Here is a 25,947-nt window from a genome sequence, read left to right as displayed (position 1 = left end):
GCCGCAAAGAATGGCGTCGGCCATCCCTGAATGAGGTAGAGATCCATGCGTGTCCTGCTCGTCGAAGACCATTTGCCGCTGGCCGAAAGCGTCGCCCAGGCGCTCAAGAGCACCGGTCTGACCGTGGATGTGTTGCACGATGGCGTGGCTGCCGACCTGGCCCTGGGCAGCGAGGAATACGCGGTGGCGATCCTCGATGTCGGCCTGCCGCGCATGGACGGCTTTGAAGTGCTGGCGCGCCTGCGGGCCCGGGGCAAGAACCTGCCGGTGCTGATGCTGACCGCCCGCAGTGACGTCAAGGATCGGGTCCATGGGCTCAATCTCGGCGCCGATGATTACCTGGCCAAGCCGTTCGAGCTCACCGAGCTGGAGGCGCGGGTCAAGGCGCTGCTGCGCCGTAGCGTGCTCGGTGGCGAACGTCAGCAGCGTTGCGGTGTGCTGGCCTATGACCTCGACACTCGACGCTTTACCCTCGGCGAAGAATTGCTGACGTTGACCTCTCGCGAACAGGCAGTGCTCGAAGCGCTGATTGCCCGTCCGGGGCGGGTGATGAGCAAGGAACAACTGGCTGCGCAGGTGTTCGGTCTCGACGAAGAGGCAAGCCCCGACGCTATCGAAATCTACGTGCATCGCCTGCGCAAGAAGCTCGACGGTCATTCGGTGGCCATCGTGACCTTTCGGGGCCTGGGCTATCTGCTGGAAAGCCGCGATGCATAAGCCCAGCAGCCTGCGCTGGCGCTTGCTGTGGAACCTCGCGCTGTTGCTGGTGGTGTTGATGCTCGCCAGTGGATTGAGCGCCTACTGGAACGGTCGCGAAGCCGCCGACACCGCCTACGACCGCACGCTGCTGGCCTCGGCGCGGACCATCGCCGCCGGTCTGTCGCAGCGCGATGGCAGTCTCAGTGCCGACGTGCCTTATGTGGCGCTCGATACGTTTGCTTACGACAGTGCGGGTCGCATCTATTACCAGGTCAATGACATCAACCAGAAGTTGATTTCCGGCTATGAAAACCTGCCGGGCCCGCCGCCCGGCACGCCGAGAACCGACAGTTATCCCGCCCTGGCGCGCTTTTACGACGCGAAGTATCAGGGGCAGAACGTGCGTGTGGTGAGTCTGCTCAAAGCGGTCAGCGAGCCGAACATGAACGGTATGGCGGAAATCCGCGTTGCTGAAACCGATGAGGCGCGCGTCAGCATGGCCCGCAGTCTGGCCGCCGATACCTTGCTGCGGCTGGGCATGTTGGCGATTGGCGCGTTGTTGCTGGTGTGGTTTGCGGTGAGTGCCGCGCTGCGGCCGATCGAACGTCTGCGCACGGCAGTGGAAGAGCGTCAGCCCGATGACCTGCGTCCGTTGCCGTTGGTCGAAGTGCAACACGAGTTGTGGCCACTGGTACGGGCGCTCAATCACTTTACCGAGCGTTTGCGCGGCCAGTTCGAGCGCCAGGCGCAATTCATCGCCGATGCGGCCCACGAACTGCGCACGCCACTGGCGGCGCTCAAGGCGCGTCTTGAGTTGGGCCTGCGTTCAAACGAGCCGCAGACCTGGCGTGACACGCTGGAGTCCTCGGCACATAGCACGGATCGCCTGACCCATTTGGCCAACCAGTTGCTGTCGCTGGCTCGCGTAGAAAACGGCGCCCGGGCGATCGCCGAGGGCGGTGCGCAGTTGCTCGATCTGAGTCAGTTGGCCCGCGAACTGGGCATGGCCATGGCGCCGTTGGCCCACGCTCGCGGGGTCGCCTTGGCGCTGGAGGCGGACGAGCCGGTTTGGCTGCGCGGCGAGCCGACATTGCTCAACGAATTGCTGAGCAATCTGGTGGACAACGCGCTGGCCCACACGCCACCGGGCGGCAACGTGATTCTGCGGGTCACGGCGCCGGCGGTGCTGGAGGTTGAAGACGATGGGCCGGGCATTCCACTGGAAGAGCGGGATCGGGTGTTCGAACGCTTTTACCGGCGTAACCAGCAGGTCGCCGGTTCGGGGCTGGGGTTGGCCATTGTCGGGGAAATCTGCCGCGCGCATCTGGCGCAGATCAGTCTGCATGATGGTGAGCAGGCAGGTTTGAAGGTGCGGGTGAGTTTTATCGCCGGTTGATCAATAGAACATCGACCGCGATTCTTCCAGATCGGCGCACAACGCCTTGTTGTCCGGGTCGATGCCGAGTTTGCGGAACGCCGGCACGCTGAACGGATCGATGCGCGCCAGCGGATGGTCGGTGTCCTTGTGGCAATACAGGCTGGCCACTTGCACGATGTCGACGTAATCGATCTGCTGCGATTCGCGCTTGAGGTCCTGATACAACCCCGGCAACTCCACCAGACGCTCGGGAAATTCCCAGACCCGCAGCAATTTGTCGCCAAGCAACGGGTGAATGTGGTCGATCACATGGTTGAGGCTGACTGGATCGGACAGCAATTCGTAGTGGTCTTCGGCATAGGTCAGGATCGGCAGTACGCCGATCTGATGAACCAGTCCGCCGAGCGCGGCCTGATCGGGCTTGAGCTGAGTGTGGCGGCGGCACAGGGCGTAGCTGACGCCGGCGATTTCCAGGCTCTTGCGCCAGACTTCGCGCATCTTCTGTTCGACCACATCGGAGCGGGCGTGGAAGATCTGCTCCATCACCAGACCGATCGCCAGGTTGCTGCTGTAGTTGACGCCCAGCCGGGTGATGGCGGTGTGCAGGTCGGTGACTTCCTGAGTCGCGCGCAACAGCGGGCTGTTGACCACTTTGATCAGGCGCGCCGACAGCGCCGTGTCGCGGCCGATCACTTTGCTCAGGTCGCTGACGCTGATGTCCGGATCTTCGGCGGCCTTGCGAATCTGCAGGGCCACTTCCGGTAACGTTGGCAGAACCAGGTCATCGTTATCGATGGCCTCAACCAAATCCTGTTGGACCTTATCCGCCAGCTCACTCATGTCGTTTCTCTAGGGTGTTGCAACAAATGCTGCGATCAGCGCTGGATTTCGCGGTCGCGATCCAGTTCGTATGGCAGGTCGAGCAAGTGCAGCGCCGGACCTTCGGCCGAGCCCAGATGCAAGTCGCCCGCTTCGGCAGCTTCGGCCTGCAACACCGCCAGCAGTTCAATATTCTTTTCGCTGTGGGCGGCCAGCACCACTTCGCCGATGGAACTGCCGTGGCTCGGGGCGAACAGCGGGGTGCCGGGCTCCGGCAATTCACTGGCGTCCAGTTGCACGCGGTACAGGCGGCGCTTGAGTTTGCCCAGGTACTGCATGCGCGCGACGATTTCCTGGCCGGTGTAACAGCCTTTCTTGAAGCTCACGCCGCCGACGGCCTGGAGATTGAGCATCTGCGGGATGAACAGCTCACGGGTGGACGGCATGACCTGACCGATACCGGCGCGGATCTGGCCCAGCAGCCATTGATTGAGTTCGCCTTCGCTCAACTGCGCGGACAGTTTGCCTTTGACGGGCTCGGCCTGATCGGCGGGCACCCAGAGTTCGGCACGGTCAGGGGAGACGCGAATCGCGATCAGCCCTTCGTGGCGGGCCACGCTGTCGGCTTCTGCCGGTAGTTCCAGACCCAGGTTGCTCAGCGCCGTATCGCCATGATCGAGGCCGAAACGCACCCATGAGGCGCTTTCGTCGGTCAGTTTCGATTTGGAGAACACCGCGTACTTTTTCAGGTCCGCCAGTTGTGGCTCCAGCAGCTCGACGGCCATCGCCAGCAGCACACCGTCGCCTTCAAGCACGATGCGGAAACTCGACTGCATTCGGCCTTTCTGCGTGCAGCGGGCGCCGAGGCTGGCCTGGGTTTCGCTCAGGTAATTGATGTTGCAGGTCAGCTGGCCTTGCAGGAATTTGCCGGCATCCGCGCCGCGGACCGCGAGAACGCCTTCATGAGACAGGGTGCAGAAAAAAGCAGAATCGGCCATGGGTCATCGCAGGGTAAATAGACTGGGGCACATCATAAGGGGGTGGTGTTGAAATGGGTAGTTCATAAAGGATCGATGGTGCCCGACCAAAGCCGACTGTTCGGGCCGCTTCGGGCCTGTATACTTGCGGCCTATTTGAGGAGGGCTCCATGGTCGAACAAGTTGAACTGAATCGCCTCTTTTGGCACAGCCGTCGCGGCATGCTGGAACTCGACGTGTTGCTGGTGCCGTTCGTGAAAGAGGTCTACGCCAATCTGAACGAGGTGGATCGCGCGCTCTATGTCCGCCTGCTCGAGTGCGAGGATCAGGACATGTTCGGCTGGTTCATGGAGCGCAGCGAATCGGAAGATCCCGAGCTGCAACGCATGGTTCGCATGATTCTGGATCGTGTCCAGCCCAAGTAACACGTTCGAATGCCGCTGGCATGCCTCACGGCAGTTGCTGGCGGCGTATCTGCTGGCCCAGGCATTCGCGCTGGGTACTCTGCTTATATTGTCGATTCCGTTCTGGGCTTCTCTGCTCGGGGCATTTGCGTGTCTCGGCCATGCGGCGTGGGTGTTGCCGCGGCAGATCCTGTTGAGTCATTCCAAGGCATTTTGCCGATTGCGCCGGGACGCCGATGGCTGGCAATTGTGGAACCGGGCCGATGGCTGGCAAGCGGTGCAATTGCGTCCGGACAGCCTGGCGCTGCCACTGATCGTGGTGCTGCGCTTTCGATTGCGCGGTGAGCGGCGGGTCAGGTCGATCTGTGTGCCGCGGGATGCGCAGGCGGCGGATCTGCACCGACGCCTGCGGGTTCGCCTGAAGTTCAGCCGACGTAGGTGGGCGGCACCAGAATAGTGTCGAGCGCTTCGGGCAGCAGGTCCGGGTAGTCGAGGGTGTAATGCAGACCTCGGCTCTCCTTGCGCTCCATGGCCGAGCGGATCATCAGTTCCGCTACCTGCGCCAGGTTGCGCAACTCGATCAGGTCACGGCTGACTTTATAGTTGCTGTAGAACTCGTCGATTTCGTCCAGCAGCAGACGCACCCGATGCTGTGCCCGTTGCAGGCGCTTGTTGGTGCGCACGATGCCCACATAGTCCCACATGAAACGCCGCAATTCGTCCCAGTTGTGGGCGATGATCACGTCTTCATCGGAGTCAGTCACCTGGCTGGCGTCCCAGGCGGGCAGCGCGCGCGGGATCGCGACGTCGGGCAGTTGTTCGAGAATATCCGCCGCTGCCGAGCGGGCGTAGACGAAGCATTCGAGCAGCGAGTTGCTGGCCATGCGGTTGGCCCCGTGCAGGCCGGTGAAGCTGGTTTCGCCGATGGCGTACAGACCGGGTACGTCGGTGCGGCCCTGCTGGTCGACCATCACGCCGCCGCAGGTATAGTGCGCGGCCGGTACGACCGGGATCGGTTGTTTGGTGATGTCGATGCCGAATCCGAGGCAGCGCTCGTAGACGGTCGGGAAGTGCGTCTTGATGAACGCTTCGGGTTTGTGGCTGATGTCGAGGTAGACGCAATCGACGCCCAGACGCTTCATTTCGTGGTCGATGGCGCGGGCGACGATGTCCCGTGGCGCCAGTTCGGCGCGCGGATCGAAGCGTTGCATGAAGCGCTCGCCGTTCGGCAGCTTCAAATGGGCGCCTTCGCCGCGCAGGGCTTCGGTTACCAAAAAACTCTTGGCTTGCGGGTGATAGAGGCAAGTGGGGTGGAACTGGTTGAACTCCAGGTTCGCCACCCGGCAGCCCGAACGCCAGGCCATGGCGATGCCATCACCACAGGCCCCGTCGGGGTTGCTCGTATAGAGATAGACTTTGGCTGCACCGCCGGACGCCAGAATTACGAAGCGTGCTCCGAAGGTGTCGACTTCCCCGCTTGTACGGTTGAGCACATAGGCACCCAGGCAGCGTTCGCCTTCCAGACCCAGTCGACGCTCGGTGATCAGATCGACCGCCACTCGCTGTTCCAGCAGTTCGATGTTCGGCCGCTCTTTGGCTTGAGCCAGCAGGGTCGTGAAGATTGCGGCGCCGGTGGCGTCGGCGGCGTGGATGATTCGTCGGTGGCTGTGGCCGCCTTCGCGGGTCAGGTGGAATTCGAAGCCGCCGTCTTCAGTACCGGACTGTTCGTCTCGCGTGAACGGCACGCCTTGGTCGATCAGCCACTGGATCGCTTCTTTACTGTGCTCTACGGTGAAACGCACCGCGTCTTCGTGGCACAGTCCGCCGCCGGCATTCAAGGTGTCATCGACATGGGATTCGACGGTGTCGGTGTCATCCAGCACGGCCGCGACGCCACCTTGCGCCCAATAGGTCGAGCCGTTGGCGAGATCGCCTTTGCTCAGGACGGCGATGCGCAAGTGACCGGGCAGGGTCAGCGCGAGACTCAAACCGGCAGCGCCGCTGCCAATCACCAGAACATCGTGTTGAAACTGTTGGCTCATTTCAGGATTCCGCTCAAAGCGACCCGGGTCGGGGTTGGCGCAGGACAGGCGGATGGGCGAGTCCAGACAGCCACACAGCCCACTAGTATATAGAGGGGTGGGGCGGCACAATAGCCGGGCCGATATGGCATTGTGAGACTACCGTGATGGAAAAATACGAACGCTTTGTCGGAAGTTTTTTCGGTGGTGTTGGGAAAAAGCGACTGTATCGCAGATGAAACAGGCTTTTTCCTCTCACGGTTGCACAATGTCGGCGCGGCACGTCTATAAATATTTGGAACTTTTGCCAGAGGCCCAAGATCAATAGACAGTTGCCCGAAACAAGGGACAGTGTCGGCTTCAATGCGGAACCTGCGGTTGGGTTCTTGCCGGCGAGCCGATGACAAGATTATTCGCGCAGCCGGTTCATCCCGCGCTGCGTTTTTCGTGCGTGCCAAATCAGAGCCCGCAGGAAACTTGCTTGGAGGGGGAGAACTTTTGCGAAAAGCCCGAGTCTATGTTTGCAAGTCCGGTCGTTTGGTCATGCAAGCCTCCTTCGAGTTTATCGAGGAGTGTTCATGCTAACCCAGGAAGAGGATCAGCAGCTGGTCGAACGCGTTCAGCGTGGCGACAAGCGAGCTTTCGATCTGCTGGTGCTGAAGTATCAGCACAAAATTCTCGGGTTGATCGTGCGTTTTGTGCACGACACCCATGAAGCCCAGGACGTCGCACAAGAAGCCTTTATCAAGGCGTATCGAGCGCTTGGAAATTTCCGCGGTGACAGTGCGTTTTATACGTGGCTGTACCGTATCGCCATTAACACGGCGAAGAACTATCTGGTTTCACGCGGCCGTCGGCCGCCGGATAGTGATGTAAGTTCCGAGGATGCAGAGTTCTATGACGGCGATCACGGCCTGAAAGATCTCGAGTCTCCTGAACGGGCATTACTGCGGGATGAGATCGAAGGCACCGTCCATCGAACCATTCAGCAACTGCCAGAGGATTTGCGCACAGCATTAACTTTGCGCGAATTCGATGGTCTGAGTTACGAGGACATCGCGAGCGTCATGCAATGTCCGGTTGGTACCGTGCGCTCCCGGATTTTCCGCGCCCGGGAGGCCATCGACAAAGCCCTGCAGCCGTTGTTGCAGGAAAACTAAAGACAGCGGCGACAGCCAAGAGAGGAACGCCATGAGTCGTGAAGCCCTGCAGGAATCGCTGTCCGCAGTGATGGATAACGAAGCGGACGAACTGGAATTGCGTCGAGTGCTCAATGCACTGGACGATGTTGAAACCCGTGAAACCTGGGCTCGTTACCAGATCGCTCGGGCAGCCATGCACAAGGATCTGTTGCTTCCACGTCTGGATCTCGCTTCGGCGGTTTCTGCTGCGCTGGAAGATGAAGCCACCCCTGCCAAAGTGTCTCGTGGCCCATGGCGCAGCCTCGGTCGTCTGGCCGTAGCCGCTTCGGTGACCGTTGCCGTACTGGCGGGTGTTCGTCTGTACAACCAGGACGAAATCGCCGGCGTCGAGCTTGCTCAGCAATCCAATCAACCAGTCCTGGCCACACCTCAGGTCAAAGGCCCGGCGGTATTGGCAGGCTATAGTGAGAGTTCGGAAGCTACTGGCCCAATGGCCAATGGCGTATTGCAAGGTCAGCCAGGCTGGCACGATCAGCGTCTGCCAGGTTACCTGCGTCAACACGCTCAACAGGCTGCCTTGAAAGGCACCGAGAGCGCGCTGCCTTATGCACGTGCAGCAAGCCTGGAAAACCGTTAAGGGGGATCATGCGCGCCATACCTCTACTTTCGCTTCTGCTCAGCGGCTGGTTCATTGTGCCAGCCCACGCCGACGAGGCTCAGGACTGGTTGACCCGCCTGGGCCAGGCCGAGCAGCAGCAAAGCTTTCACGGCACATTCGTTTACGAGCGTAACGGTAGTTTTTCTACCCATAACATCTGGCATCGCGTCCAGAATGGCCAGGTTCGCGAACGTTTGCTTCAGCTCGACGGATCGGCTCAGGAAGTCGTGCGCATTGATGGACATACCCAATGTATCAGCGGCACCCTGATTGCGGGCCTGGGGGATTCACCCAATTCCGCCGCTCGCCCTCTCGATCCTCAAAAGCTCAAGAACTGGTATGAGCTTGCCGTCATTGGCAAGTCACGTGTTGCCGGGCGTGAAGCGGTGATAGTAGCGCTGACACCGCGCGATCAGCACCGCTATGGTTTCGAACTGCATCTGGATAAGGAAACGGGCTTGCCGCTCAAGTCGCTGCTGTTGAACGACAAGGGGCAGTTGCTCGAGAGATTCCAGTTCGCGCGGCTGGATACCTCTGGAGTTCCATCCGATAAAGATCTGCAAGCCGACTCCGATTGCAAGGCGGTCACGCTCGACAGCGACAAGGCTTCTGCGGTCAAGGCTGCACAGGTCTGGCGTTCTGACTGGTTACCTCCCGGCTTCGAACTCACCAGCAGTTCCTCGCACAAGGATCCGGAGACCAAGACTCAGGTCAACAGCCTGATGTATGACGATGGACTTGCCCGATTCTCTGTATTCCTGGAGCCGCTAAACGGCGCAACCGTCACCGATACCCGGACTCAGCTAGGTCCGACCGTGGCCGTATCCCGCCGCCTGACAACGCCTCAAGGCGAAATGATGGTGACGGTAGTGGGTGAGATCCCAATCGGGACCGCCGAACGGATTGCCCTGTCGATGCGCAACGATGGCGCTGCAACCAGCAAGCAGTGAGCGGATTTCAGCGATCTCCACTTCGTCTTCGAGACGTGAAATGTTTGCTGAGCATTTTCATTTGCAAAATACCCGAAAATTTTTTATAGGTCAGAGCCTCTCGGCTCTGGCCTTGTTTGTTGTTCCCGGAACAAAAATGCCGGCCTGTGGTTTCCGGTGTTCCTTGCTCCATATCGCTTAACCCTGCTCGTCGTAACGGGAGCTGTATGTCGATACCAAGCTTGAAGTCTTATCTCTCCATTTTCGCCACGGTGCTGGTGCTCGGTCAGGCTGTTCCTGCAGCCATGGCGGCTGAAGCGGTCAGCCCGGCCAGCCTGCCTGATTTCACCCAACTGGTCGAACAGGCCTCGCCTGCGGTGGTGAATATCAGTACCACGCAAAAGCTGCCGGATCGCAAAGTGAACCAGCAGATGCCTGACCTTGAAGGCTTGCCACCGATGCTGCGCGAGTTCTTCGAACGCGGCATGCCGCCACAACAGCGTTCTCCGCGTGGTGATCGCCAGCGTGAAGCGCAATCCCTGGGTTCGGGCTTCATCATTTCGCCGGATGGCTACATTCTGACCAACAACCACGTGATCGCCGATGCCGACGAAATCCTCGTGCGTCTGGCAGATCGCAGTGAAATGAAGGCCAAGCTGATCGGCACCGACCCGCGCTCCGATGTGGCGCTTCTGAAAATCGAAGGCAAGGATCTGCCAGTGCTGAAGCTTGGCAAATCCCAGGATCTGAAAGCCGGTCAGTGGGTGGTCGCAATCGGTTCGCCATTCGGCTTTGACCACACCGTGACCCAAGGCATCGTCAGTGCCGTCGGCCGTAGCCTGCCGAACGAAAACTACGTGCCGTTCATCCAGACCGACGTACCGATTAACCCGGGCAACTCCGGTGGCCCGTTGTTCAACCTGAACGGTGAAGTGGTCGGGATCAACTCGCAGATCTACACCCGTTCCGGTGGCTTCATGGGCGTGTCGTTCGCTATTCCGATCGACGTGGCCATGGACGTTTCCAATCAGTTGAAAAACGGTGGCAAGGTCAGTCGTGGCTGGTTGGGCGTCGTTATCCAGGAAGTGAACAAGGATCTGGCCGAGTCGTTCGGTCTGGACAAACCGGCCGGTGCTCTGGTTGCACAGATTCAGGATGACGGCCCGGCTGCCAAGGGCGGCCTGCAAGTGGGTGACGTGATCCTGAGCATGAACGGTCAGCCGATCGTCATGTCCGCTGACCTGCCACATCTGGTGGGTGCGTTGAAGGCTGGCGCCAAAGCCAATCTTGAAGTGATTCGCGACGGCAAGCGCAAGAATGTCGAGCTGACAGTCGGCGCCATTCCAGATGAAGACAAGGAGCTGGATGCCCTGCCTAAATCCGGTGCCGAGACCAACAGCAATCGCCTGGGGGTATCGGTCGCCGAACTGACCGCCGAGCAGAAGAAAACCTACGACCTCAAAGGTGGTGTGGTGATCAAGGAAGTGCAGGACGGTCCTGCGGCCCTGATCGGTCTGCAACCGGGCGACATCATCACGCACCTGAACAATCAGGCCATTGGTTCTTCCAAGGAGTTTGCCGAGATCGCCAAGGCGCTGCCGAAGAACCGTTCGGTGTCGATGCGCGTTCTGCGTCAGGGCCGAGCCAGCTTCATCACCTTCAAACTGGCTGAATGATCCAGTTGTCTAAGAAGTAAAAAGAACCGCCTCGAAAGAGGCGGTTTTTTTGCGTCCGGAATTTGTCTCGGCGTGGGCTTAACCCATCATGTCCTTGACCATGCGCTCTTGCTCCATCAGTTCGCGCTGACGGGCGTCGATACGTGACGACAGCGGGAAGTTGCTGCCCGCCTTACGCTTGGCAAAATCCAGTTGCTGAATCGCCTGGCGGTAATCGCCGACCAATGCGAAATACTCGGCACGGGCCTGATGCAGGCCAATGATGTTGCCGGACAGTCCGCGAGTCTCTGCGACCTGATACCACACGTCCGGATCGTCCGGACGCGATTTCAACAAACCCTCCAGCGCCTTCTCCGCATCGGCGGTGCGGTTCTGTTTCAGCAACAGATCGACGCGCACCTGATTCAGCGGGTAATTGCCAGGATACTGACTGAGCATCCGGTCAACCCGGGACTGGGCATCAGCCAGCTTGTTGTTGGTGATGTCCAGATCAATCTGCGCCAGGTTGTAGATGATCACGTTCGGCGATTTGGCCAGCAGTTGCGTGAGATTCTCCCGCGCCTCGTTCAGCTGGCCGCCCTTGATCTGGGCAATTGCCAGGCCGTAGCGAGCCACGTCGTTTTTCGGGTTTTCATCCAGCTGAGCGCGGAAGCGTTTGGCGCCAAGGCCGGGCGTTTCTTCGTAGGTCAACTGCACCCGTGCACGGATCAACTGATAGCGCTTGCTGTCTTCGATGCCGCCGGGTTTAGCCTGCTCGGCGCGGTTGCGGGTGTCGGCAATACGCGATTCGGTGACCGGGTGAGTCAGCAGGAATTCCGGCGGTTTGGCGTCAAAACGGTATTGGCGCATCAAGCGCTCGAACATGGTCGGCATCGAGCGCGGATCGTATCCGGCCTTTTCCAGGTTGAGGATGCCGATACGGTCGGCTTCCTGTTCGTTCTGCCGCGAGAAACGCCGTTGCTCCTGGATCGCCGCGGCCTGGGTGCCGGCAATCGCTGCAATCCCGGCATCGCCTGCGCCTGCCGCAGCGATCACGATGCCGGCCAGCAGCGCCGCCATCATCGGCACCTGCATCCGCTGAGAAGCCTCGACACCGCGGGCGAAGTGGCGCTGGGACAAGTGAGCCAGTTCGTGGGCCAGTACCGAAGCATATTCGCCCTCGGTCTGGGCGTTGAGGAACAGACCGCCGTTGACCCCGACAATCCCGCCCGGTGCCGCAAAGGCGTTGAGCTGCGGGCTGTTGATCAGAATGAACTCCAGGCGTCGGTCGTTGACCTGACTGGTTTCCACCAGCTTGTAGACGCTGGACTCGACGTAGTCCTTGAGCTGTGGATCGTTGAGCTGCGAAACCTGGCTGCGCAGCAATGCCAGCCAGGCGCGACCCAGTTGATATTCCTGTTGTGGCGAGACGATGGCAGAGCTGGCGTCACCGAGTGACGGCAGGTCGTCGGCGAAGCCCGGTGAGGCGAGCAGGCAAGCGAGCGTCAGCAGGGTAGGGCGCAGAAATGTCATGCACAAAGCCTTAGTCGACAAAGACCTTACTGTAGCCGGACACCGGGCTTGCGACCAGATATTCTAGGCAGCCTGACCACCTGATCCGGAGTGACGCATGACCGACGCTGTAGCCCATGACTGTGAACTGGACGCCAGTGGCCTGAATTGTCCATTGCCGTTGCTCAAGGCCAAGATGGAACTGAACAAGCTGCCCAGCGGCGCAGTTCTCAAGGTGATCGCCACTGATGCGGGCTCGCAACGTGACTTTCGCACCTTTGCCAAATTGGCCGGTCATACGCTGCTGTGCGAAGAAGACGAGGCGGGTGTCTACCGTTACTGGCTGAAAAAAGCCTGAAACCGACCGCGTAAATGTCCTAAGGAAAATTGATGTTCAAAGTGTTGCGCGACTGGATTCAGCGCTACTTCTCCGATGAGGAGGCGGTGGTGCTGGCGGTGCTGCTGTTTCTCGCCTTCACCGCGGTACTGACGCTGGGCGGAATGCTCGCGCCGGTGCTGGCCGGGATGGTGCTGGCGTACCTGATGCAGGGGCTGGTGCTCACGCTCGAACGTCTGCGCGTGCCCGGTGGCGCGGCGGTCGGTCTGGTGTTTGCGCTGTTCATGGGCGTGCTGATGGTGTTTATCGTCGTGGTGCTGCCGCTGCTATGGCATCAGTTGATCACCCTGTTCAACGAGCTGCCGGGGATGCTCGCCAAATGGCAATCGCTGCTGTTGTTGCTGCCGGAGCGCTATCCGCATCTGGTTTCCGACGAGCAGGTGCTGCAAGCCATCGAAGCGGCGCGAGGCGAGATCGGCAAGTTCGGCCAGTGGGCGTTGACGTTCTCGTTGTCGAGCCTGCCGCTGCTGGTGAACATCATGATCTACCTGGTGCTGGTGCCGATCCTGGTGTTCTTCTTCCTCAAGGATCGGGCAATGATCGGCGAGTGGGTGCGCGGCTATTTGCCACGAGAGCGGGCGCTGATCACTCGGGTCGCCGAGGAAATGAACCGGCAGATCGCTAACTACATTCGCGGCAAGGTCATCGAGATCGTGATTTGTGGGGGCGTGACCTACATCGCGTTCGTCGCCCTCGGATTGAACTACGCAGCGCTGTTGGCGTTACTGGTGGGCGTGTCGGTGGTGGTGCCGTATGTCGGCGCCGTGGTGGTAACCGTGCCGGTGCTGCTGATTGCGCTGTTTCAGTGGGGCTGGAGCGATCAGTTCATCTATTTGATGGCGGTCTACGGCATTATTCAGACGCTGGATGGCAACGTGCTGGTGCCGTTGCTGTTCTCCGAGGCGGTCAACCTGCACCCGGTGGCAATCATCTGCGCGGTGCTGTTGTTCGGCGGGTTGTGGGGATTCTGGGGCGTGTTCTTCGCGATTCCGCTGGCGACGCTGTTCAAGGCTGTGCTTGATGCCTGGCCGCGCAAGGAACCGGTGGTGGCGCCGCTGCTTTGAGAATGAATCGGCGCCCGCAAGGGCGCCGACAGCATCAGGCCTTGTTCAGCGCTTGAGCGGCAGCCAGCACGGCATCGACATGTCCTGGCACTTTCACACCGCGCCATTCCTGGCGCAGTACGCCGTTCTTGTCGATCAGGAAGGTGCTGCGATCAACGCCCAGGTATTCCTTGCCATAGAGCTTTTTCAGCTTGATCACGTCGAACAGCTGGCAGACGGCTTCGTCCTTGTCGCTGATCAGCTCGAACGGAAACGCCTGCTTGCACTTGAAGTTCTCGTGGGACTTCAGGCTGTCGCGGGAGATACCAAAGATTTCCGTGTTGGCAGCCTTGAACGCTGCGTACTGATCGCGAAAGCCCTGGCCTTCGGTCGTGCAGCCCGGGGTGCTGTCCTTCGGATAGAAGTAGATCACCACTTGCTTGCCCTTGAGGGCCGACAGGCTGACAGTCTGCCCGCTGGTGGCAGGTGCTTCGAAATCCGTAACCGGTTGGTCGATGACAACGGCCATGAAAGCTTCCTTACATTGGGTTCTGTGGGCGCCACGGTTCGATCAGTGCATCCAGGTTCATGGCGTCGGCGAAATCCAGGAACTGGTCGCGCAGCCAGCTGATCTGGGTGCCGGCAGGCAGGGTCACGGTGAATGTAGCGTTGAGCATGGTGCCGCCGGTCTGCGGTGCCTGATAGGTATCGCAGGTCAGGTTTTCCAGCTCGACGTTGTGATCCATGAAGAACTGGCACAGCTCGTTGATGATGTCCGGACGGTATGCCGAAGACACGTAAGCCACGTACGGCAAGGCTTGCGGACGATTTTCCAGGGCGGCGCTGCGCACCACGTTGACGGTGAACGCGTGACGCTTGGCCAGCACCGGCAGGCTGCCCTCAAGGCGGGCCAGGGCATCCCAGCTGCCGGAGACTTCGAGCACCAGCGCGCTGCACTCGCCGTGGCGGGTCAGGCGCGAGGTGACGACCGCGCAGCGGTTTTCATGGCTGGCGCGGCACAGGACGTTGGTCAGCTCCATGGGATTGGCGCCGAGGGCACTGATGACAAGGAATTGTTCGCGAACTGTGGGGGTGGACATGCAGCATTCCTAAAGCGATGAGCGGTCGGTAGGGAGAGGGCGTTGATGGCCGGGGCAATGCCTGTCCGGAAGACCCGATTCGTGTGGCGCTACGGCTCCATGAACAAGCAAGCGTACGGCAACGACACTGGAACGGGGTCTGGGAGGCCGAAACGGGAGACTGGAACCCGGCGTACAAGCTGATCAGTACCGATCAAAGTCTGAAGGGTAGCGAAAAGCGGCGCCAAGGGGAATGGCGGCACAGTACTTCGCTTGTGCAAGCATCTTGGCGCCAGTACCATTACCGCTCTCTTTTTCCGGCAGGAGCGGTTTCATGATTGCGGGCAGTATGGTGGCACTGGTCACACCCATGGATGCACAAGGGCGTCTTGACTGGGACAGCCTCAGCAAACTCGTGGACTTCCATCTCAAGAACGGCACCCATGCCATTGTCGCGGTCGGCACCACCGGCGAGTCGGCAACCCTTGATGTAGAAGAACACATCGCCGTCATCAAAGCCGTGGTCAAACAGGTTGCCGGTCGCATTCCGGTGATCGCCGGTACCGGCGCCAACTCGACCCGCGAAGCCGTCGAGCTGACCCGCAACGCCAAGGAAGCCGGCGCCGATGCCTGCCTGCTGGTCGTTCCGTACTACAACAAGCCTACTCAGGAAGGCCTGTACCAGCACTTCAAGCACATCGCCGAAGCGGTCGACATCCCACAGCTTCTTTACAACGTTCCTGGCCGCACCTCCTGCGACATGCAGGCCGAGACCGTGATCCGCCTGTCCACCGTGCCGAACATCATCGGCATCAAGGAAGCGACCGGCGACCTGAAACGCGCCAAGGCGATCATCGACGGCGTGAGCAAGGACTTCATCGTGCTGTCCGGCGATGATCCGACCGCCGTCGAGCTGATCCTGCTGGGCGGCAAGGGCAACATCTCCGTCACCGCCAACGTCGCCCCGCGCGAAATGGCCGACCTGTGCGAGGCTGCGCTCAAGGGCGACGCCGAGACCGCACGGGCCATCAACGAAAAACTGATGCCGCTGCACAAAGACCTGTTCATTGAAGCCAACCCGATTCCGGTGAAGTGGGCTTTGGTCGAAATGGGCCTGATGCATGAAGGCATCCGCCTGCCGCTGACCTGGCTGAGCGCTCCTTGTCATGAAACGCTGCGCTCGGCCCTGCGCCAGTGCAACGTCCTGGTTTAATTGAGGAAGTACAACGCATGAAGCGAATGGCCGGACTTTCCGCACTTGCCTTGATTATCTCCAGCACCAGCGGCTGCGGATGGATCTGGGGCCCGGAAGGTTATTTCCGTGACCGTGGTAGCGACTACCTGGAAGCGCAACAGACTGCACCGATGCAACTGCCACCGGACGTCAGCACCTCCAAGCGTCTGGATCCGCTGCTGCCGATCCCGCGCAACGTGGCCGACGACACCGCCAAGGGTGAGTACATCGTTCCGCGTCCTCAACCACTGTCGACCGTGGCCGACGCCAGCGACTACTCGCTGCAGAAGAGCGGTGATTCGCGTTGGGTCATGGCCCAGCACCCGCCGGCCGAAGTCTGGCCAGTGGCGGTGCAATACTTCCAGGACAACGGTTTCCGTCTGGATGAACAGCGCCCGCAAACCGGCGAATTCACCACCACTTGGCAGCATTCCGACGAACTGTCCGCCGCCATGGCCAAGCGCCTGAGCGCCGCCGGCGTCAGCACCGACAGCGAAACCCGCGTGCGGGTACGCATCGAGCCGGGCGTGCAGCGCAACACCAGTGAAGTCTATGTGGTCAGCGCCGAGCGTCCTGCCGGCAGCACCGCCAATGTCGATTTCACCAACCGTTCGGTCAACACTGGCCTGGACGCTGCGCTGGTCGACGACATGCTCGCAAGCATGAGCCGTACCTCCGAGAAGGGTGGTTCGGTGTCGATGCTGGCTTCGCGTGATTTCGATACCCCGAGCCGTGTCAGCCTGAGTGAAGACGGCAGCGGCAACCCGGTACTGAACGTCGGTACGGACCTGGATCGTGCCTGGTCGAGCGTCGGTCGTGCGCTGGAACAGGGCGAATGGCGCGTTGAAGACATCAACCGCAGCCTGGGTCTCTACTACATCAACTTGTCCGAAAAGGCCGAGAAGAAAGACGAGAAGCCTGGTTTCTTCAGCAGCCTGTTCGGCAGCGCGCCGACCAAGGAAGAAGTTGAAGCCCGCGCCGAGCGTTATCAGGTTCGCCTGAGCAAGGTCGGCGAGAACGTTCAGGTGACCGTCGAGAAAAACATCAACACCGTTGCGCCGGCCGATGTGGCCCGCAAAGTGTTGAGCGTGATTCAGGACAACCTGGGCTGATCCAATGCGTTTTGCCGTTCTCGGCAGCGGTAGCCAAGGGAACGGCACGCTGATCGCCAGTGCTGATACGTATGTACTGGTGGATTGTGGTTTTTCCCTGCGGGAAACCGAAAAACGCCTGTTGCGCCTGGGTGTGAACCCGGCGCAACTGAGCGCGATACTCGTAACCCACGAACATGCCGACCACGTGCATGGCGTGGGTTTGCTGTCTCGGCGCTACAATCTGCCTGTCTACCTCAGTCGTGGCACACTGCGCGGGATGCGCAAACCGATTGAACCTGCCGGTTTCGTGACCGGTGGCGAGCAACTGCAGATCGGTGCTCTGAACATCGGGGTCATTGCCGTGGCCCATGATGCGCAGGAACCGACCCAGTACGTATTCAGCGATCAAGAGCAGCGGCGCTTCGGCCTGCTGACCGACCTGGGTTCCTACTGCGAGCGGGTGCTGGACGGCTATCGGGACCTCGATGCGTTGATGATCGAGTCCAACCATTGTCGCGACATGCTGGCCCGTGGTCATTACCCGTACTTTCTCAAGCAGCGGGTCGGCGGCGAGCTGGGACATTTGAACAACCATCAGGCGGCATTCCTGGTGGCCGAGTTGGGCTGGCAAGGCCTGCAACACCTGGTCCTGGCCCATCTGAGCAGCAAGAACAACCTGCCGCAGCTGGCCCGGCAATGTTTTGTCGACACCCTTGGGTGCGACCCGGACTGGCTGCAACTGGCCGATCAAGATTCAGGGCTCGACTGGCGCCACATCGCCTAGCCCATCTACTTAGCAAGCGGAGCCCATCATGGAAAAACGTGAAGAACTCTACCGCGGCAAAGCCAAATCGGTTTACAAGACCGACGACGCTGACCGCTTGATCCTGCTGTTTCGCAACGACACTTCGGCGTTCGACGGCAAGCGCATCGAGCAGCTCGACCGCAAAGGCATGGTGAACAACAAGTTCAACGCCTTCATCATGCAGAAACTCGAAGCGGCCGGTATTCCGACCCAGTTCGACAAACTGCTGGCCGACAACGAAGTGCTGGTGAAAAAACTCGACATGATCCCGGTCGAGTGCGTCGTGCGTAACTACGCCGCCGGCAGCCTGGTCAAGCGTCTGGGCGTCGAGGAGGGCATGAAGCTCAACCCGTACACCTTCGAACTGTTCCTGAAGGACGACGCCAAGGGCGACCCGTTCATCAACGAATCCCACGTCGTCGCCTTCGGCTGGGGCACCGCCGAGCAACTGGCGCGCATGAAAGAACTGTCGCTCAAGGTCAACGAAGTCCTGAGCAAACTGTTCGACGACGCAGGCCTGCTGCTGGTGGACTTCAAGCTTGAATTCGGTGTGTTCAGCGACGGCTCCATCGTCCTGGGCGACGAATTCAGCCCGGACGGCTGCCGTCTGTGGGACAAGGACACCAAGAAGAAGATGGACAAGGACCGCTTCCGCCAGGGCCTCGGTGACGTCATCGAAGCCTACGAAGAAGTCGCCAACCGTCTGGGCGTACCGCTTTAATCGACGCAAGCATCTGATAGCACGGAAAAAATTTCGTCTGGGGGTTTCCCATTCAGCGAAAGTGTTGTTATGATGCGCGCCGTTGGAGAGATGCCAGAGTGGCCGAATGGGACGGATTCGAAATCCGTTGTACCTTCACCGGTACCTAGGGTTCGAATCCCTATCTCTCCGCCATTATTGAACAAGACGAAGCCCCCGTAATCATTGATGATTACGGGGGCTTTTTCGTTCATAGCGTTTCAGTTAGGGCATTTTTAGGGCAGGAAACGCTGCTCCTACACCGCTTAGGGCCGGCGTTTTGCATTTCTGAAAGGTTGCGTTTGCATTTGAGCCGGGCTAGGTGGCCGTTTGTCACTATGCTTGGTTTGGATCCCTTTTTTGGATGAGGTGAATCCAGCGCATCCACTCACAGAGGCAAGGAAATGCAACCTACAGTGATTGAACAGCTCACAGTGCACATGCTTTGCGCGATCTACAAAAAGCTCGGGATCGAAGATAGCTTTGATCCAGATCTCGTAAGCAGCGCCATAGCATCCAATGACCTATGGGTTCTTGATTGGGCTTACGATATTAAAGATGAGCAAAGTCATAACCCGTCGTACGTTACGGCCGTCGTTGATACCCTGGATATGTATTCGTTTCTTCGAGATAGCTTCGAAAGACTTTCTCCTGCTGATCAAGCGATAGTTGAAGGAGAGGTACCTAACGCGGCTTCCCAAATTCAATTCCATGGCTATGACGGCAATAACGAACTTGACCACAGACGAGCTGCTCGTTACCTGGTTAATGATCTGGATCGATTCGAAACGATGAAGGATGTCGCTACATTGAACTCGCACAGCCCGGTAGTCGAAATGTATGCGCGGATGTATGAAGTATTTGAACCGATACGTGCGCAACTCGGACGACGCCTGATGGAGCCGCATGAGATTGTTGCTGTATTGCAGGCAGCAGTTCATCCAAGTAACCGCTGAAGCTAAAACGGATCATGCCCACGTTGCGTGGGCATGTCGTTAGTTCTCCCGAAAGCCAAGCATTTTTGACACTATTCCAGCCATGCTCTTGGTGTCCTTCGGTATCCATCTGCCGTAGTGCTTTCTCACCATTGTTGTATCGGCATGTCCAAGCTGTCTGGCCACCCATTCGACCGGCACATAGCTAGAAAGCATTTGGCTGGCGAAAGTGTGGCGGCACTGATTAGCACCTCGGTGGCGTACATCGGCCTTTCTCAGATGCGCAGTGAACCAATTGCTCAAGGTCTTACCGCTCCATAGCAACCCGCTGGTGGAACTGCGGAAAAGAAACCTGACTTTCATCTTCTTGGAAATGGGGACGTATTTATTTTGACTCTGGCGCTAGGGATAGTTTCCTTCTCTTTCCATGTCATTGCTCTTGAAAGCCCCGTAGCTGAGCAGCAGTGGGGCGTTTTCGTTTTTTGCTGGATGACCGATCAGGGAAGTAATCGTTATTTTTCCGTTCTCAGCGTTTTCGCAGACCTCGGCGAAACCACCTTCATCACATCATCAACAACCGCCTTACCCATCTCCGTCAGGAAATGCGCTGCCCAGGCATATCGGTCTGTTTCTCGAATGAACGCTGCATCCTCTGCAAGTGCTTTGGCAAGGGCCAACAGGTCAGAGGCTTGTGACAACGCTTCGCTAATGGGAACGCCAGCGCTAACGCTGAATAGTGGGTTGTCTGAGCAGTAGAGAAACGGTGTGGAGCCGATAGTTTTTTCTTCTGTTTTGTCAGTCATTCTTCACCTCCGTATGTACTCGACATGAAGAGAGGTAAAGCGGGGAGGGGAGATTTTCGTAATCGGTTGTTGGTGTGCATTTTTCAGTTCCCTTGATTTTTGAGCTGCCGCATCCGATACCAAGCGAATGGGGTGGCAGCTATGCGCGGGTTGGTAAACCGGGGAATCAAGGAAACCGGCACGGCCGAAGCCGTCCCACGCACAGCCGCCATAAAACAGAACTACAGACGAGTATCGACCGTAATTGTATGGGGACGCTGGTGCGCCTTATTCCGTCGGGTTACCAAGCCCGGCCGCTGAATGTGCAGCGACGTCTTGAGAATATCCCGCCGAAAGAAAGGCCAACAAGGCAGCAACCGGCCGTAATGCACAGCTACAGCCCATTCACACGCAACTCGCGGATTCTGCCTACAAGCTCGTTTTGAGTCACCTGATTATTCTTGTCGGCGTGATGCTCAAACCCGATAGCGACGAGGAAGTACCCTATGAACGTGATGGGCTACAACGGCTTCAGCGCCCGCGTTGAGTACAGCGACGAGGATGGTCTGTTTATCGGTCATATCGCGGGAATAAGGGATGTCGTGGGGTTTCATGGCGAGTCGATCAACGAGCTCCGCAAGGCATTCGAAGAAGCCGTCACAGACTATCTGGAAACCTGCGCCCGACTTGGGGCGAATAAACGAAAGCCCCGTAGCTGAGAAGCCACGGGGCTTTTTCGTTTCTGATCCAACGCAATTCGACACCGCAACTACTTCTGCCCCAGATCCACCACCTCCCAACTATCATCCGGATCGAACCGCGTCATCGCCTTCGCCACCTTCTCTCCATCCGGCCCGAGATCCTTCTGAAACACCTGGCCCTCATGGCTGATCATGAAGCTCATCACCCCGGTGTCGGCATATTTCGCTGGCCACGCGATCAAGGCGAACCCGCGACTCATCTTGTCTCCAATCAGATAGCTGTAAGCGCCGCCCGGGGCTGACGGGCCTTGGGCGTCGAGGATGCGGAAGTGGTAGCCGTGCCAGTCTTCGTCGTTGATGGCCTGGCCGAAGGCGGGGCCGAGGGGGCTGATCTGGTTGGTGTCGTCTTCTGGCCAATAGAGGCCGTCGTGTTTGCCGGGGGAACTGAAGATTTTCTGTGCGTATTCGAGGGCGCCGTCGCCGTCGCGGTCTTGCGAGGCGTAGTCCATTTGTGCATCGTGGTAGGCCAGCGCCGATTGCACGGCCGCCAGTTCGTTACGGCCGATGCGGCGGGCGCGGATTTCGACCTTTGCGGCGTTCATGTCGAAGCGCCAACCGGTTTTGTCTTTGATGAGGGGGATGGGCAGCGTCCAGTGATCGGGCCCGACGGAGAGCACAGCCTTGCTGTCACCGGTCTTTTCCAGAGTGTGCTGTTCGCGGTATTGCTGCAGGAAGGCATCGACATCGCTGCGCTGCACGCCTTCACGGGGGATGAAACTGTGCCATTCCTCGCCCAGCAGTTCGGTCAGGCGTTTTTGGTCGGCGTGTTGCGTACCGAGGGCTTCGACGAAGGCCTCAGCGGCTTTTTCCGGGGTTGGAAATACTTGCTGGGCCAAGGTGAGGCTCGAAAATGCGAGGCCGGCCGAGAGCATCAGGCAGCTCCTGAACAGAGAATGAATGTTCATCGACGGCCACCTCCTCTCTGACGCATGCCCCCGCCGGATGGCCGGCTGATCTGATGTCCGGCGGCGCGTGAGACGTTGGGACGTTGCGCGGAGATCTGGCTGGCCCGGCCACGGTTAGCCTGTAGTCGGGTCTGTGACGGGGAGCGCGCGCCGGCGAAGGCGTTGTTCCGTGCGCTGCCTGCTGCGGGTCGGGCTTGAGATGCACGGGGATCACGTTGATTTAAGCCTGGCTGCCGCGCTTCCCGCGTGTTGCCTTGAGCGCGGTCGGCGACTCTGGGTCTGTCTGCACCACCTTGAATGCGGTTGCCGGCATGGGTGGATTGCGCTTCGCGGACTTGATTGCGGGCTTCCCGATTGCTGGTGGCGGGACGTTCGATACCGGCCCTGTCCATCGAACTGCGGGCCCTTTCCCGAGCCTGCGCCCGCTGCGCGTTGTCGCCGCGATAGGCATCACGCTGAGCCGCGCCGTCCAGTTGCCGGCCAAACTGCGCGCGGCTGCGGTTGTCACGATAAGGCACGCCATCGCGATGCAGGGTGTTGTGCTGCCACTTGTTCTGGTTGTTGGTGATCCGGTTATTGACGTTGATGTTGTTGTAACGGTTCACATCGATGTCGATGTCGTTATGGCCCCAGTCGCAGTTACCCCACAACGAAGCAACGACAGCCACGCCCGTACCGAAGGCCAGTCCGGCCACGAGTGCCTGACCCGGGTAGTAAGCGGGCGGCGGCGGGTAATACACCGGCGGCGAGGCCGGATAAGGCCAGGTGCCATAAGTGGTCGTCGGGTTATAGGTCGGGACGTAGACCACCTGCGGATCGGCGGGCTGAATGATGATGGTCGTGTTGTCGGCAGGCTTGGTTGTCCCGGCAGAGATGGGCGGCGTTACGTTCTGCACTGTCACATTCTGATATTGATTGCTCTGCAGATTGCCCGCCGCCTGGGCCTGACGCCGCAAACGCTGAACGCCGGCCATGAGTTCGTCAGGCTGGGCCAGAAAGGCATCCCCCAGCCGTTGTACCCAGACCGGATCCTGTCCCAGTGTCGCCAAGACCTGCGGGAACGCCACCAAGGCCTGCACGCTCGGATCCCACGTCTGGCTGGCCACTTGCTTGACCGCATCATCGCCCTTGGCGTCCGGATGAGCCTTGGACCAGGTCGCGGCTTCGGCGACTTCTCCCGGATAAGTGGCGGCCATCAGCACTTGTGCGAGCAGGGGGTCGGGATACAGGGCAATCGACGCGAGCATCTGGTCGAGCTGCTCCGTGGTAAACACGGCATCTTTGGCCGGAGCGGTGGTAGCCGCCGGGGCCGCAGGCGCATCGGCGGCCTGCAACAAGAGCGGTGCAGCGCTCAAGGCGAGCATGAGCGACGCGGCACGCAAGAGCGATCTGTGCATGACCTCTTCCCCACATCCAGATGGCAGGTTTGCAACACGCGAGGCATCAACGGCCGACATCGGACGCTGCGCCGTCATGGAGAATGGTTGGCGATTGGCGTTCCGTCAAAAACTGCACGGTTTTTTTCGCAATAAGCACGTTGCCTGAGCGTTACCGCCCCGTTTGCTTGCGTTTTGCGATAAATGACTAAACTTTCCGGTTCCAGGCCATGCAATCCCAAAGAGCCTGGCTGTCGCTCCAACCCGAGAGGTCTGGTCATGGCAAAGGGAAAGAAGAAAGACTCGCCCCGAGTAAAACCTGACGAACATACAAAACTGTCAAACAAGGACTACCTTGCCGAACTGCGCCGCCTGCATGTCGAACTGGTGAAAATGCAGGAATGGGTCAAGGCCGAAGGCATCAAGATCTGCATCATCTTCGAAGGCCGTGACGGTGCGGGCAAGGGCGGCACCATCAAGGCGCTGACCGAGCGGGTCAGCCCGCGGGTGTTTCGCGTCATCGCGTTGCCGGCGCCGACCGATCGCGAGAAGAGCCAGATGTACCTGCAGCGTTATCTGCCGCATTTGCCGGCGGCTGGCGAAGTGGTGATCTTCGATCGCAGTTGGTACAACCGTGCTGGTGTCGAGCGGGTGATGGGCTTTTGCACGGACAAACAGGTCGACAAGTTTCTCAAGTCCGTGCCGCTGGTGGAGCGAGCGGTCGTCGGTTCGGGGGTGATCCTGCTCAAGTACTGGCTGAATGTCAGCCAGGAAGAACAGACCCGGCGGCTGGAGGCGCGAATTGTCGACGGGCGCAAGATTTGGAAACTGTCGCCGATGGACCTCAAGTCCTACAGTCGCTGGTATGACTACTCCCGGGCGCGGGACGAAATGATCGAGGCGACCGACACCGATTACGCACCGTGGCTTGTGGCCAACTCGAACGACAAGCGCCGGGCGCGGCTCAATATCATCTCCGACCTGCTCAGTCGCATCCCCTACAAAGAAGTGCCGCGTGAGAAGGTGACATTACCCAAACGGCAGAAACCGGGCGGTTATAAAGAGTCGGATTATCCGTTCAGGCACATTCCCGAAAGGTTCTAAAGCCAGATCAGAAGTCGCCGGAACTGCCAGCACAGGCAGTCCGGCGTTTTGATCGAATCTTCAGATTTCCTTGACCGGCGTATCCCCCTGCACGCCCTTGATCAACTCGATCACATGCAGGCAGTCCGCCTTGTTCACATACGACTCGCCACTGGCGACGGTCTCGTGATTCCCCGCCCTTAATCTCCAGCGCCATTGGCCCTTGCCGGTGCTCGGGGTGCCTTTGGATTGCCTGTAAATCTCGAAATACATTCAGTTCGCTCCATGCGATTTATGTGCGACAGCCTGTGTGACGCCTCGACGCAAGCCTAGCTGAGCGCGGCTTTTTGGCTATCGCGGATTTGTTTCCAATCGTTCGTGAATGTTTCTGGAAGGCCCGGGCCAGAGCGCAGGGATCGTCCTCCGGATTGGCCGGAACGCCGTTGTTTCACCCTTGCATGACGTTCCGGGCTGCTGCTTAATACGGGACGGCTCATGGCGCTGAACAGTGTTCGGCGACCGACAATCACTATAAGAAAGAGCAGTCCATTGACCCATCCGCACGGAACGCAACACGCGGGCCCGGTGACGTTGTCGCTGGTAGTGCCCGTATTCAATGAAGAGGACAGCCTCGACGGCTTTCTCCTGCGCATTCGACAGGTGTTCGCGCAAGAGACGCTGATCGAACTGGAACTGGTGTTCGTCAATGACGGCAGTTCCGATACGACGCTGGAGCGCTTGCTGCATTGCCAGCAGAGCGATTCGCGCATCCGCATCGTCGATCTGAGCCGCAATTTCGGCAAGGAGGCGGCGCTGTCCGCTGGTTTGCAGACGGCCACCGGGCAAGTCGTGGTGCCAATCGATGTCGATCTGCAGGATCCGCCCGAGGTCATCCTGCAAATGATCGAGCGCTGGCGCGAAGGTTTTGAAGTGGTGCTTGGCCACCGCATCAGCCGGCGCAACGACTCCTGGGCCAAGCAGACTTCCGCCAGTTGGTTCTATCGGCTGCACAACAAAATTGCCGAACAGTCATTGCCGGAAAACGTCGGTGATTTTCGGCTGATGGATCGCTGCGTGGTCGACGCGCTGCTGACGCTGCCCGAATCCCGACGCTTCATGAAAGGTTTGTTCGCCTGGGTCGGCTTTCGCACCACCCAGGTCGAATACGAGCGCCCGGAACGGGCGGCGGGGCAGAGCAAGTTCAATGGCTGGCGGCTGTGGAATTTCGCGCTGGAGGGCATCACCAGTTTCAGCACCGAACCGTTGCGGATCTGGACGTATCTGGGGGCGCTGGTCTCTCTGGTGTCGTTCGCCTTTGCGATGTTCATTGTGGTGCGCACGCTGATTCACGGCGTTGACTTGCCCGGTTACGCCTCGCTGATGGTTGCCGTGACGTTTCTCGGCGGTTTGCAGTTGATCGGCATCGGCGTGCTCGGCGAGTATCTGGGCCGCACTTATATCGAAGCGAAGCGCCGGCCGGTTTTCCTGGTGCGCCGCATCTACGAATCCAAGGACTGACA

28 protein-coding genes, 1 tRNA gene and 1 pseudogene are annotated in these 25,947 nt (G+C 59.4%); 19 read left to right on the top strand and 11 right to left on the bottom strand.

Features of this window, described 5'->3' with window-relative positions; translation table 11 throughout:
- The first annotated feature begins 45 nt into the window (after positions 1 to 45).
- Together L6D81_RS15905 and L6D81_RS15900 are read left to right on the top strand one after the other, a co-directional pair.
- The gene (locus L6D81_RS15905) at positions 46 to 717 is read left to right on the top strand and encodes a response regulator (RefSeq protein ID WP_085683189.1); all 672 of its coding nucleotides are present in this window, start codon (positions 46 to 48) and stop codon (positions 715 to 717) included.
- A complete protein-coding gene (locus L6D81_RS15900; RefSeq protein ID WP_236180868.1) occupies positions 710 to 2,095 on the top strand; it encodes a sensor histidine kinase in 1,386 nt (461 codons plus the stop codon). Before L6D81_RS15905 ends, L6D81_RS15900 begins: the two co-directional genes overlap by 8 nt.
- Here L6D81_RS15900 and L6D81_RS15895 read toward each other — a convergent pair whose 3' ends face one another.
- Positions 2,096 to 2,917 (bottom strand): HDOD domain-containing protein, encoded by an 822-nt coding sequence (locus L6D81_RS15895; protein WP_236180861.1) that lies wholly within the window; start codon positions 2,915 to 2,917, stop codon positions 2,096 to 2,098.
- A 35-nt stretch (positions 2,918 to 2,952) separates the two neighbouring features.
- Positions 2,953 to 3,894, bottom strand: a complete 942-nt coding sequence (gene ygfZ, locus L6D81_RS15890; RefSeq protein WP_236180859.1) for a CAF17-like 4Fe-4S cluster assembly/insertion protein YgfZ — start codon at positions 3,892 to 3,894, stop codon at positions 2,953 to 2,955.
- A 149-nt stretch (positions 3,895 to 4,043) separates the two neighbouring features.
- On the opposite strand from ygfZ, the gene L6D81_RS15885 reads away from it, so the two are divergent.
- Together L6D81_RS15885 and L6D81_RS15880 are read left to right on the top strand one after the other, a co-directional pair.
- A complete protein-coding gene (locus tag L6D81_RS15885) occupies positions 4,044 to 4,298 on the top strand; it encodes an FAD assembly factor SdhE (protein WP_007957989.1) in 255 nt (84 codons plus the stop codon).
- Positions 4,282 to 4,734, top strand: a complete 453-nt coding sequence (locus L6D81_RS15880) for a protein YgfX (protein ID WP_236180857.1) — start codon at positions 4,282 to 4,284, stop codon at positions 4,732 to 4,734. Before L6D81_RS15885 ends, L6D81_RS15880 begins: the two co-directional genes overlap by 17 nt.
- On the opposite strand, the gene nadB is transcribed toward L6D81_RS15880, so the two are convergent.
- The gene (nadB, locus tag L6D81_RS15875) at positions 4,703 to 6,319 is read right to left on the bottom strand and encodes an L-aspartate oxidase (protein WP_236180855.1); all 1,617 of its coding nucleotides are present in this window, start codon (positions 6,317 to 6,319) and stop codon (positions 4,703 to 4,705) included. The two genes, L6D81_RS15880 and nadB, sit on opposite strands and share 32 nt — an antisense overlap.
- 557 nt (positions 6,320 to 6,876) lie before the next feature.
- Here nadB and rpoE point away from each other — a divergent pair.
- From rpoE to L6D81_RS15855, 4 genes are all read left to right on the top strand, one after another.
- A complete protein-coding gene (gene rpoE / locus L6D81_RS15870; protein ID WP_003172477.1) occupies positions 6,877 to 7,458 on the top strand; it encodes an RNA polymerase sigma factor RpoE/AlgU in 582 nt (193 codons plus the stop codon).
- A 31-nt stretch (positions 7,459 to 7,489) separates the two neighbouring features.
- Positions 7,490 to 8,077 carry a sigma-E factor negative regulatory protein gene (locus tag L6D81_RS15865; protein ID WP_236180853.1) on the top strand — a complete coding sequence of 196 codons (588 nt, stop codon included), beginning with the start codon at positions 7,490 to 7,492 and terminating at the stop codon, positions 8,075 to 8,077.
- Positions 8,078 to 8,085: 8 nt separating this feature from the next.
- Positions 8,086 to 9,048, top strand: coding sequence for a MucB/RseB C-terminal domain-containing protein (locus tag L6D81_RS15860; protein WP_236180851.1), 963 nt, complete (start codon positions 8,086 to 8,088; stop codon positions 9,046 to 9,048).
- 284 nt (positions 9,049 to 9,332) lie between these two features.
- Entirely contained in the window at positions 9,333 to 10,703 is a 1,371-nt protein-coding gene (locus L6D81_RS15855; RefSeq protein WP_236181085.1) for a DegQ family serine endoprotease, read from the top strand.
- A gap of 78 nt (positions 10,704 to 10,781) precedes the next feature.
- Here L6D81_RS15855 and L6D81_RS15850 read toward each other — a convergent pair whose 3' ends face one another.
- Positions 10,782 to 12,215 (bottom strand): M48 family metalloprotease, encoded by a 1,434-nt coding sequence (locus L6D81_RS15850; protein WP_236180849.1) that lies wholly within the window; start codon positions 12,213 to 12,215, stop codon positions 10,782 to 10,784.
- Between the two features lie 97 nt (positions 12,216 to 12,312).
- Between L6D81_RS15850 and L6D81_RS15845 the strand changes: the two genes are divergently transcribed.
- Both L6D81_RS15845 and L6D81_RS15840 read left to right on the top strand, forming a co-directional pair.
- Entirely contained in the window at positions 12,313 to 12,552 is a 240-nt protein-coding gene (locus tag L6D81_RS15845; protein ID WP_236180848.1) for a sulfurtransferase TusA family protein, read from the top strand.
- 32 nt (positions 12,553 to 12,584) lie between these two features.
- Positions 12,585 to 13,655, top strand: coding sequence for an AI-2E family transporter (locus L6D81_RS15840; RefSeq protein ID WP_039772670.1), 1,071 nt, complete (start codon positions 12,585 to 12,587; stop codon positions 13,653 to 13,655).
- A 34-nt stretch (positions 13,656 to 13,689) separates the two neighbouring features.
- On the opposite strand, the gene L6D81_RS15835 is transcribed toward L6D81_RS15840, so the two are convergent.
- Together L6D81_RS15835 and L6D81_RS15830 are read right to left on the bottom strand one after the other, a co-directional pair.
- Positions 13,690 to 14,163 (bottom strand): peroxiredoxin, encoded by a 474-nt coding sequence (locus L6D81_RS15835; protein WP_236180846.1) that lies wholly within the window; start codon positions 14,161 to 14,163, stop codon positions 13,690 to 13,692.
- Between the two features lie 10 nt (positions 14,164 to 14,173).
- A complete protein-coding gene (locus L6D81_RS15830; RefSeq protein ID WP_007958014.1) occupies positions 14,174 to 14,734 on the bottom strand; it encodes a glycine cleavage system transcriptional repressor in 561 nt (186 codons plus the stop codon).
- Positions 14,735 to 15,047: 313 nt separating this feature from the next.
- Here L6D81_RS15830 and dapA point away from each other — a divergent pair, with 313 nt between their 5' ends.
- The 6 genes from dapA (at position 15,048) to L6D81_RS15800 (ending at position 19,541) form a co-directional block, all read left to right on the top strand.
- On the top strand, positions 15,048 to 15,926 hold the full coding sequence (dapA, locus tag L6D81_RS15825; RefSeq protein WP_236180844.1) for a 4-hydroxy-tetrahydrodipicolinate synthase: 879 nt from the start codon (positions 15,048 to 15,050) through the stop codon (positions 15,924 to 15,926).
- Between the two features lie 17 nt (positions 15,927 to 15,943).
- Positions 15,944 to 17,059 (top strand): outer membrane protein assembly factor BamC, encoded by a 1,116-nt coding sequence (bamC, locus tag L6D81_RS15820; protein WP_011332910.1) that lies wholly within the window; start codon positions 15,944 to 15,946, stop codon positions 17,057 to 17,059.
- 4 nt (positions 17,060 to 17,063) lie between these two features.
- Positions 17,064 to 17,825: an MBL fold metallo-hydrolase gene (locus tag L6D81_RS15815; RefSeq protein WP_011332911.1), complete on the top strand. Its 762-nt coding sequence runs from the start codon at positions 17,064 to 17,066 to the stop codon at positions 17,823 to 17,825.
- Between the two features lie 28 nt (positions 17,826 to 17,853).
- Positions 17,854 to 18,567, top strand: coding sequence for a phosphoribosylaminoimidazolesuccinocarboxamide synthase (gene purC, locus L6D81_RS15810; protein WP_007958019.1), 714 nt, complete (start codon positions 17,854 to 17,856; stop codon positions 18,565 to 18,567).
- 84 nt (positions 18,568 to 18,651) lie between these two features.
- Positions 18,652 to 18,741, top strand: a tRNA-Ser gene (locus L6D81_RS15805).
- A 248-nt stretch (positions 18,742 to 18,989) separates the two neighbouring features.
- Positions 18,990 to 19,541, top strand: coding sequence for a YfbU family protein (locus L6D81_RS15800; protein ID WP_236180842.1), 552 nt, complete (start codon positions 18,990 to 18,992; stop codon positions 19,539 to 19,541).
- Between the two features lie 39 nt (positions 19,542 to 19,580).
- On the opposite strand, the gene L6D81_RS15795 is transcribed toward L6D81_RS15800, so the two are convergent.
- Together L6D81_RS15795 and L6D81_RS15790 are read right to left on the bottom strand one after the other, a co-directional pair.
- Complete coding sequence (locus L6D81_RS15795; protein WP_476748321.1) at positions 19,581 to 19,883, bottom strand: tyrosine-type recombinase/integrase; 303 nt, start codon at positions 19,881 to 19,883, stop codon at positions 19,581 to 19,583.
- Positions 19,884 to 20,032: 149 nt separating this feature from the next.
- Positions 20,033 to 20,323 (bottom strand): DUF3077 domain-containing protein, encoded by a 291-nt coding sequence (locus L6D81_RS15790; protein WP_236180840.1) that lies wholly within the window; start codon positions 20,321 to 20,323, stop codon positions 20,033 to 20,035.
- Between the two features lie 485 nt (positions 20,324 to 20,808).
- Here L6D81_RS15790 and L6D81_RS15785 point away from each other — a divergent pair.
- Positions 20,809 to 21,018: pseudogene (locus L6D81_RS15785) on the top strand (type II toxin-antitoxin system HicB family antitoxin); the annotation flags it as partial.
- Between the two features lie 53 nt (positions 21,019 to 21,071).
- On the opposite strand, the gene L6D81_RS15780 reads toward L6D81_RS15785, so the two are convergent.
- Together L6D81_RS15780 and L6D81_RS15775 are read right to left on the bottom strand one after the other, a co-directional pair.
- Complete coding sequence (locus L6D81_RS15780; protein ID WP_236180838.1) at positions 21,072 to 21,968, bottom strand: DUF2950 domain-containing protein; 897 nt, start codon at positions 21,966 to 21,968, stop codon at positions 21,072 to 21,074.
- Positions 21,965 to 23,365 carry a DUF3300 domain-containing protein gene (locus tag L6D81_RS15775; protein ID WP_236180836.1) on the bottom strand — a complete coding sequence of 467 codons (1,401 nt, stop codon included), beginning with the start codon at positions 23,363 to 23,365 and terminating at the stop codon, positions 21,965 to 21,967. Before L6D81_RS15775 ends, L6D81_RS15780 begins: the two co-directional genes overlap by 4 nt.
- Positions 23,366 to 23,623: 258 nt before the next feature.
- Here L6D81_RS15775 and ppk2 point away from each other — a divergent pair, with 258 nt between their 5' ends.
- On the top strand, positions 23,624 to 24,448 hold the full coding sequence (gene ppk2, locus L6D81_RS15770; protein ID WP_236180834.1) for a polyphosphate kinase 2: 825 nt from the start codon (positions 23,624 to 23,626) through the stop codon (positions 24,446 to 24,448).
- Between the two features lie 60 nt (positions 24,449 to 24,508).
- Here the strand turns inward: ppk2 and L6D81_RS15765 are convergent, their stop codons facing one another.
- Positions 24,509 to 24,700, bottom strand: a complete 192-nt coding sequence (locus L6D81_RS15765) for a YegP family protein (RefSeq protein WP_064383113.1) — start codon at positions 24,698 to 24,700, stop codon at positions 24,509 to 24,511.
- Positions 24,701 to 24,976: 276 nt separating this feature from the next.
- Between L6D81_RS15765 and L6D81_RS15760 the strand changes: the two genes are divergently transcribed.
- Positions 24,977 to 25,945, top strand: a complete 969-nt coding sequence (locus tag L6D81_RS15760) for a glycosyltransferase family 2 protein (RefSeq protein WP_236180832.1) — start codon at positions 24,977 to 24,979, stop codon at positions 25,943 to 25,945.
- The last annotated feature ends 2 nt before the right edge of the window (positions 25,946 to 25,947 follow it).

This window comes from Pseudomonas sputi (assembly GCF_021603585.1).
GTDB lineage: Bacteria > Pseudomonadota > Gammaproteobacteria > Pseudomonadales > Pseudomonadaceae > Aquipseudomonas > Aquipseudomonas sputi.
This window is presented reverse-complemented; position numbering and strand designations above follow the sequence as displayed.

Coding starts and splice junctions, on each gene's coding strand:
- L6D81_RS15790 (WP_236180840.1), bottom strand. CDS start 20,323: ATGACTGACAAAACAGAAGAAAAAACTATCGGCTCCACACCGTTTCTC.
- L6D81_RS15800 (WP_236180842.1), top strand. CDS start 18,990: ATGCAACCTACAGTGATTGAACAGCTCACAGTGCACATGCTTTGCGCG.
- L6D81_RS15795 (WP_476748321.1), bottom strand. CDS start 19,883: ATGAAAGTCAGGTTTCTTTTCCGCAGTTCCACCAGCGGGTTGCTATGG.
- L6D81_RS15860 (WP_236180851.1), top strand. CDS start 8,086: ATGCGCGCCATACCTCTACTTTCGCTTCTGCTCAGCGGCTGGTTCATT.
- L6D81_RS15840 (WP_039772670.1), top strand. CDS start 12,585: ATGTTCAAAGTGTTGCGCGACTGGATTCAGCGCTACTTCTCCGATGAG.
- dapA (WP_236180844.1), top strand. CDS start 15,048: ATGATTGCGGGCAGTATGGTGGCACTGGTCACACCCATGGATGCACAA.
- L6D81_RS15855 (WP_236181085.1), top strand. CDS start 9,333: ATGGCGGCTGAAGCGGTCAGCCCGGCCAGCCTGCCTGATTTCACCCAA.
- L6D81_RS15835 (WP_236180846.1), bottom strand. CDS start 14,163: ATGGCCGTTGTCATCGACCAACCGGTTACGGATTTCGAAGCACCTGCC.
- bamC (WP_011332910.1), top strand. CDS start 15,944: ATGAAGCGAATGGCCGGACTTTCCGCACTTGCCTTGATTATCTCCAGC.
- purC (WP_007958019.1), top strand. CDS start 17,854: ATGGAAAAACGTGAAGAACTCTACCGCGGCAAAGCCAAATCGGTTTAC.
- L6D81_RS15865 (WP_236180853.1), top strand. CDS start 7,490: ATGAGTCGTGAAGCCCTGCAGGAATCGCTGTCCGCAGTGATGGATAAC.
- nadB (WP_236180855.1), bottom strand. CDS start 6,319: ATGAGCCAACAGTTTCAACACGATGTTCTGGTGATTGGCAGCGGCGCT.
- L6D81_RS15885 (WP_007957989.1), top strand. CDS start 4,044: ATGGTCGAACAAGTTGAACTGAATCGCCTCTTTTGGCACAGCCGTCGC.
- ygfZ (WP_236180859.1), bottom strand. CDS start 3,894: ATGGCCGATTCTGCTTTTTTCTGCACCCTGTCTCATGAAGGCGTTCTC.
- L6D81_RS15905 (WP_085683189.1), top strand. CDS start 46: ATGCGTGTCCTGCTCGTCGAAGACCATTTGCCGCTGGCCGAAAGCGTC.
- L6D81_RS15845 (WP_236180848.1), top strand. CDS start 12,313: ATGACCGACGCTGTAGCCCATGACTGTGAACTGGACGCCAGTGGCCTG.
- L6D81_RS15830 (WP_007958014.1), bottom strand. CDS start 14,734: ATGTCCACCCCCACAGTTCGCGAACAATTCCTTGTCATCAGTGCCCTC.
- rpoE (WP_003172477.1), top strand. CDS start 6,877: ATGCTAACCCAGGAAGAGGATCAGCAGCTGGTCGAACGCGTTCAGCGT.
- L6D81_RS15815 (WP_011332911.1), top strand. CDS start 17,064: ATGCGTTTTGCCGTTCTCGGCAGCGGTAGCCAAGGGAACGGCACGCTG.
- L6D81_RS15775 (WP_236180836.1), bottom strand. CDS start 23,365: ATGCACAGATCGCTCTTGCGTGCCGCGTCGCTCATGCTCGCCTTGAGC.
- L6D81_RS15900 (WP_236180868.1), top strand. CDS start 710: ATGCATAAGCCCAGCAGCCTGCGCTGGCGCTTGCTGTGGAACCTCGCG.
- L6D81_RS15765 (WP_064383113.1), bottom strand. CDS start 24,700: ATGTATTTCGAGATTTACAGGCAATCCAAAGGCACCCCGAGCACCGGC.
- ppk2 (WP_236180834.1), top strand. CDS start 23,624: ATGGCAAAGGGAAAGAAGAAAGACTCGCCCCGAGTAAAACCTGACGAA.
- L6D81_RS15850 (WP_236180849.1), bottom strand. CDS start 12,215: ATGACATTTCTGCGCCCTACCCTGCTGACGCTCGCTTGCCTGCTCGCC.
- L6D81_RS15895 (WP_236180861.1), bottom strand. CDS start 2,917: ATGAGTGAGCTGGCGGATAAGGTCCAACAGGATTTGGTTGAGGCCATC.
- L6D81_RS15780 (WP_236180838.1), bottom strand. CDS start 21,968: ATGAACATTCATTCTCTGTTCAGGAGCTGCCTGATGCTCTCGGCCGGC.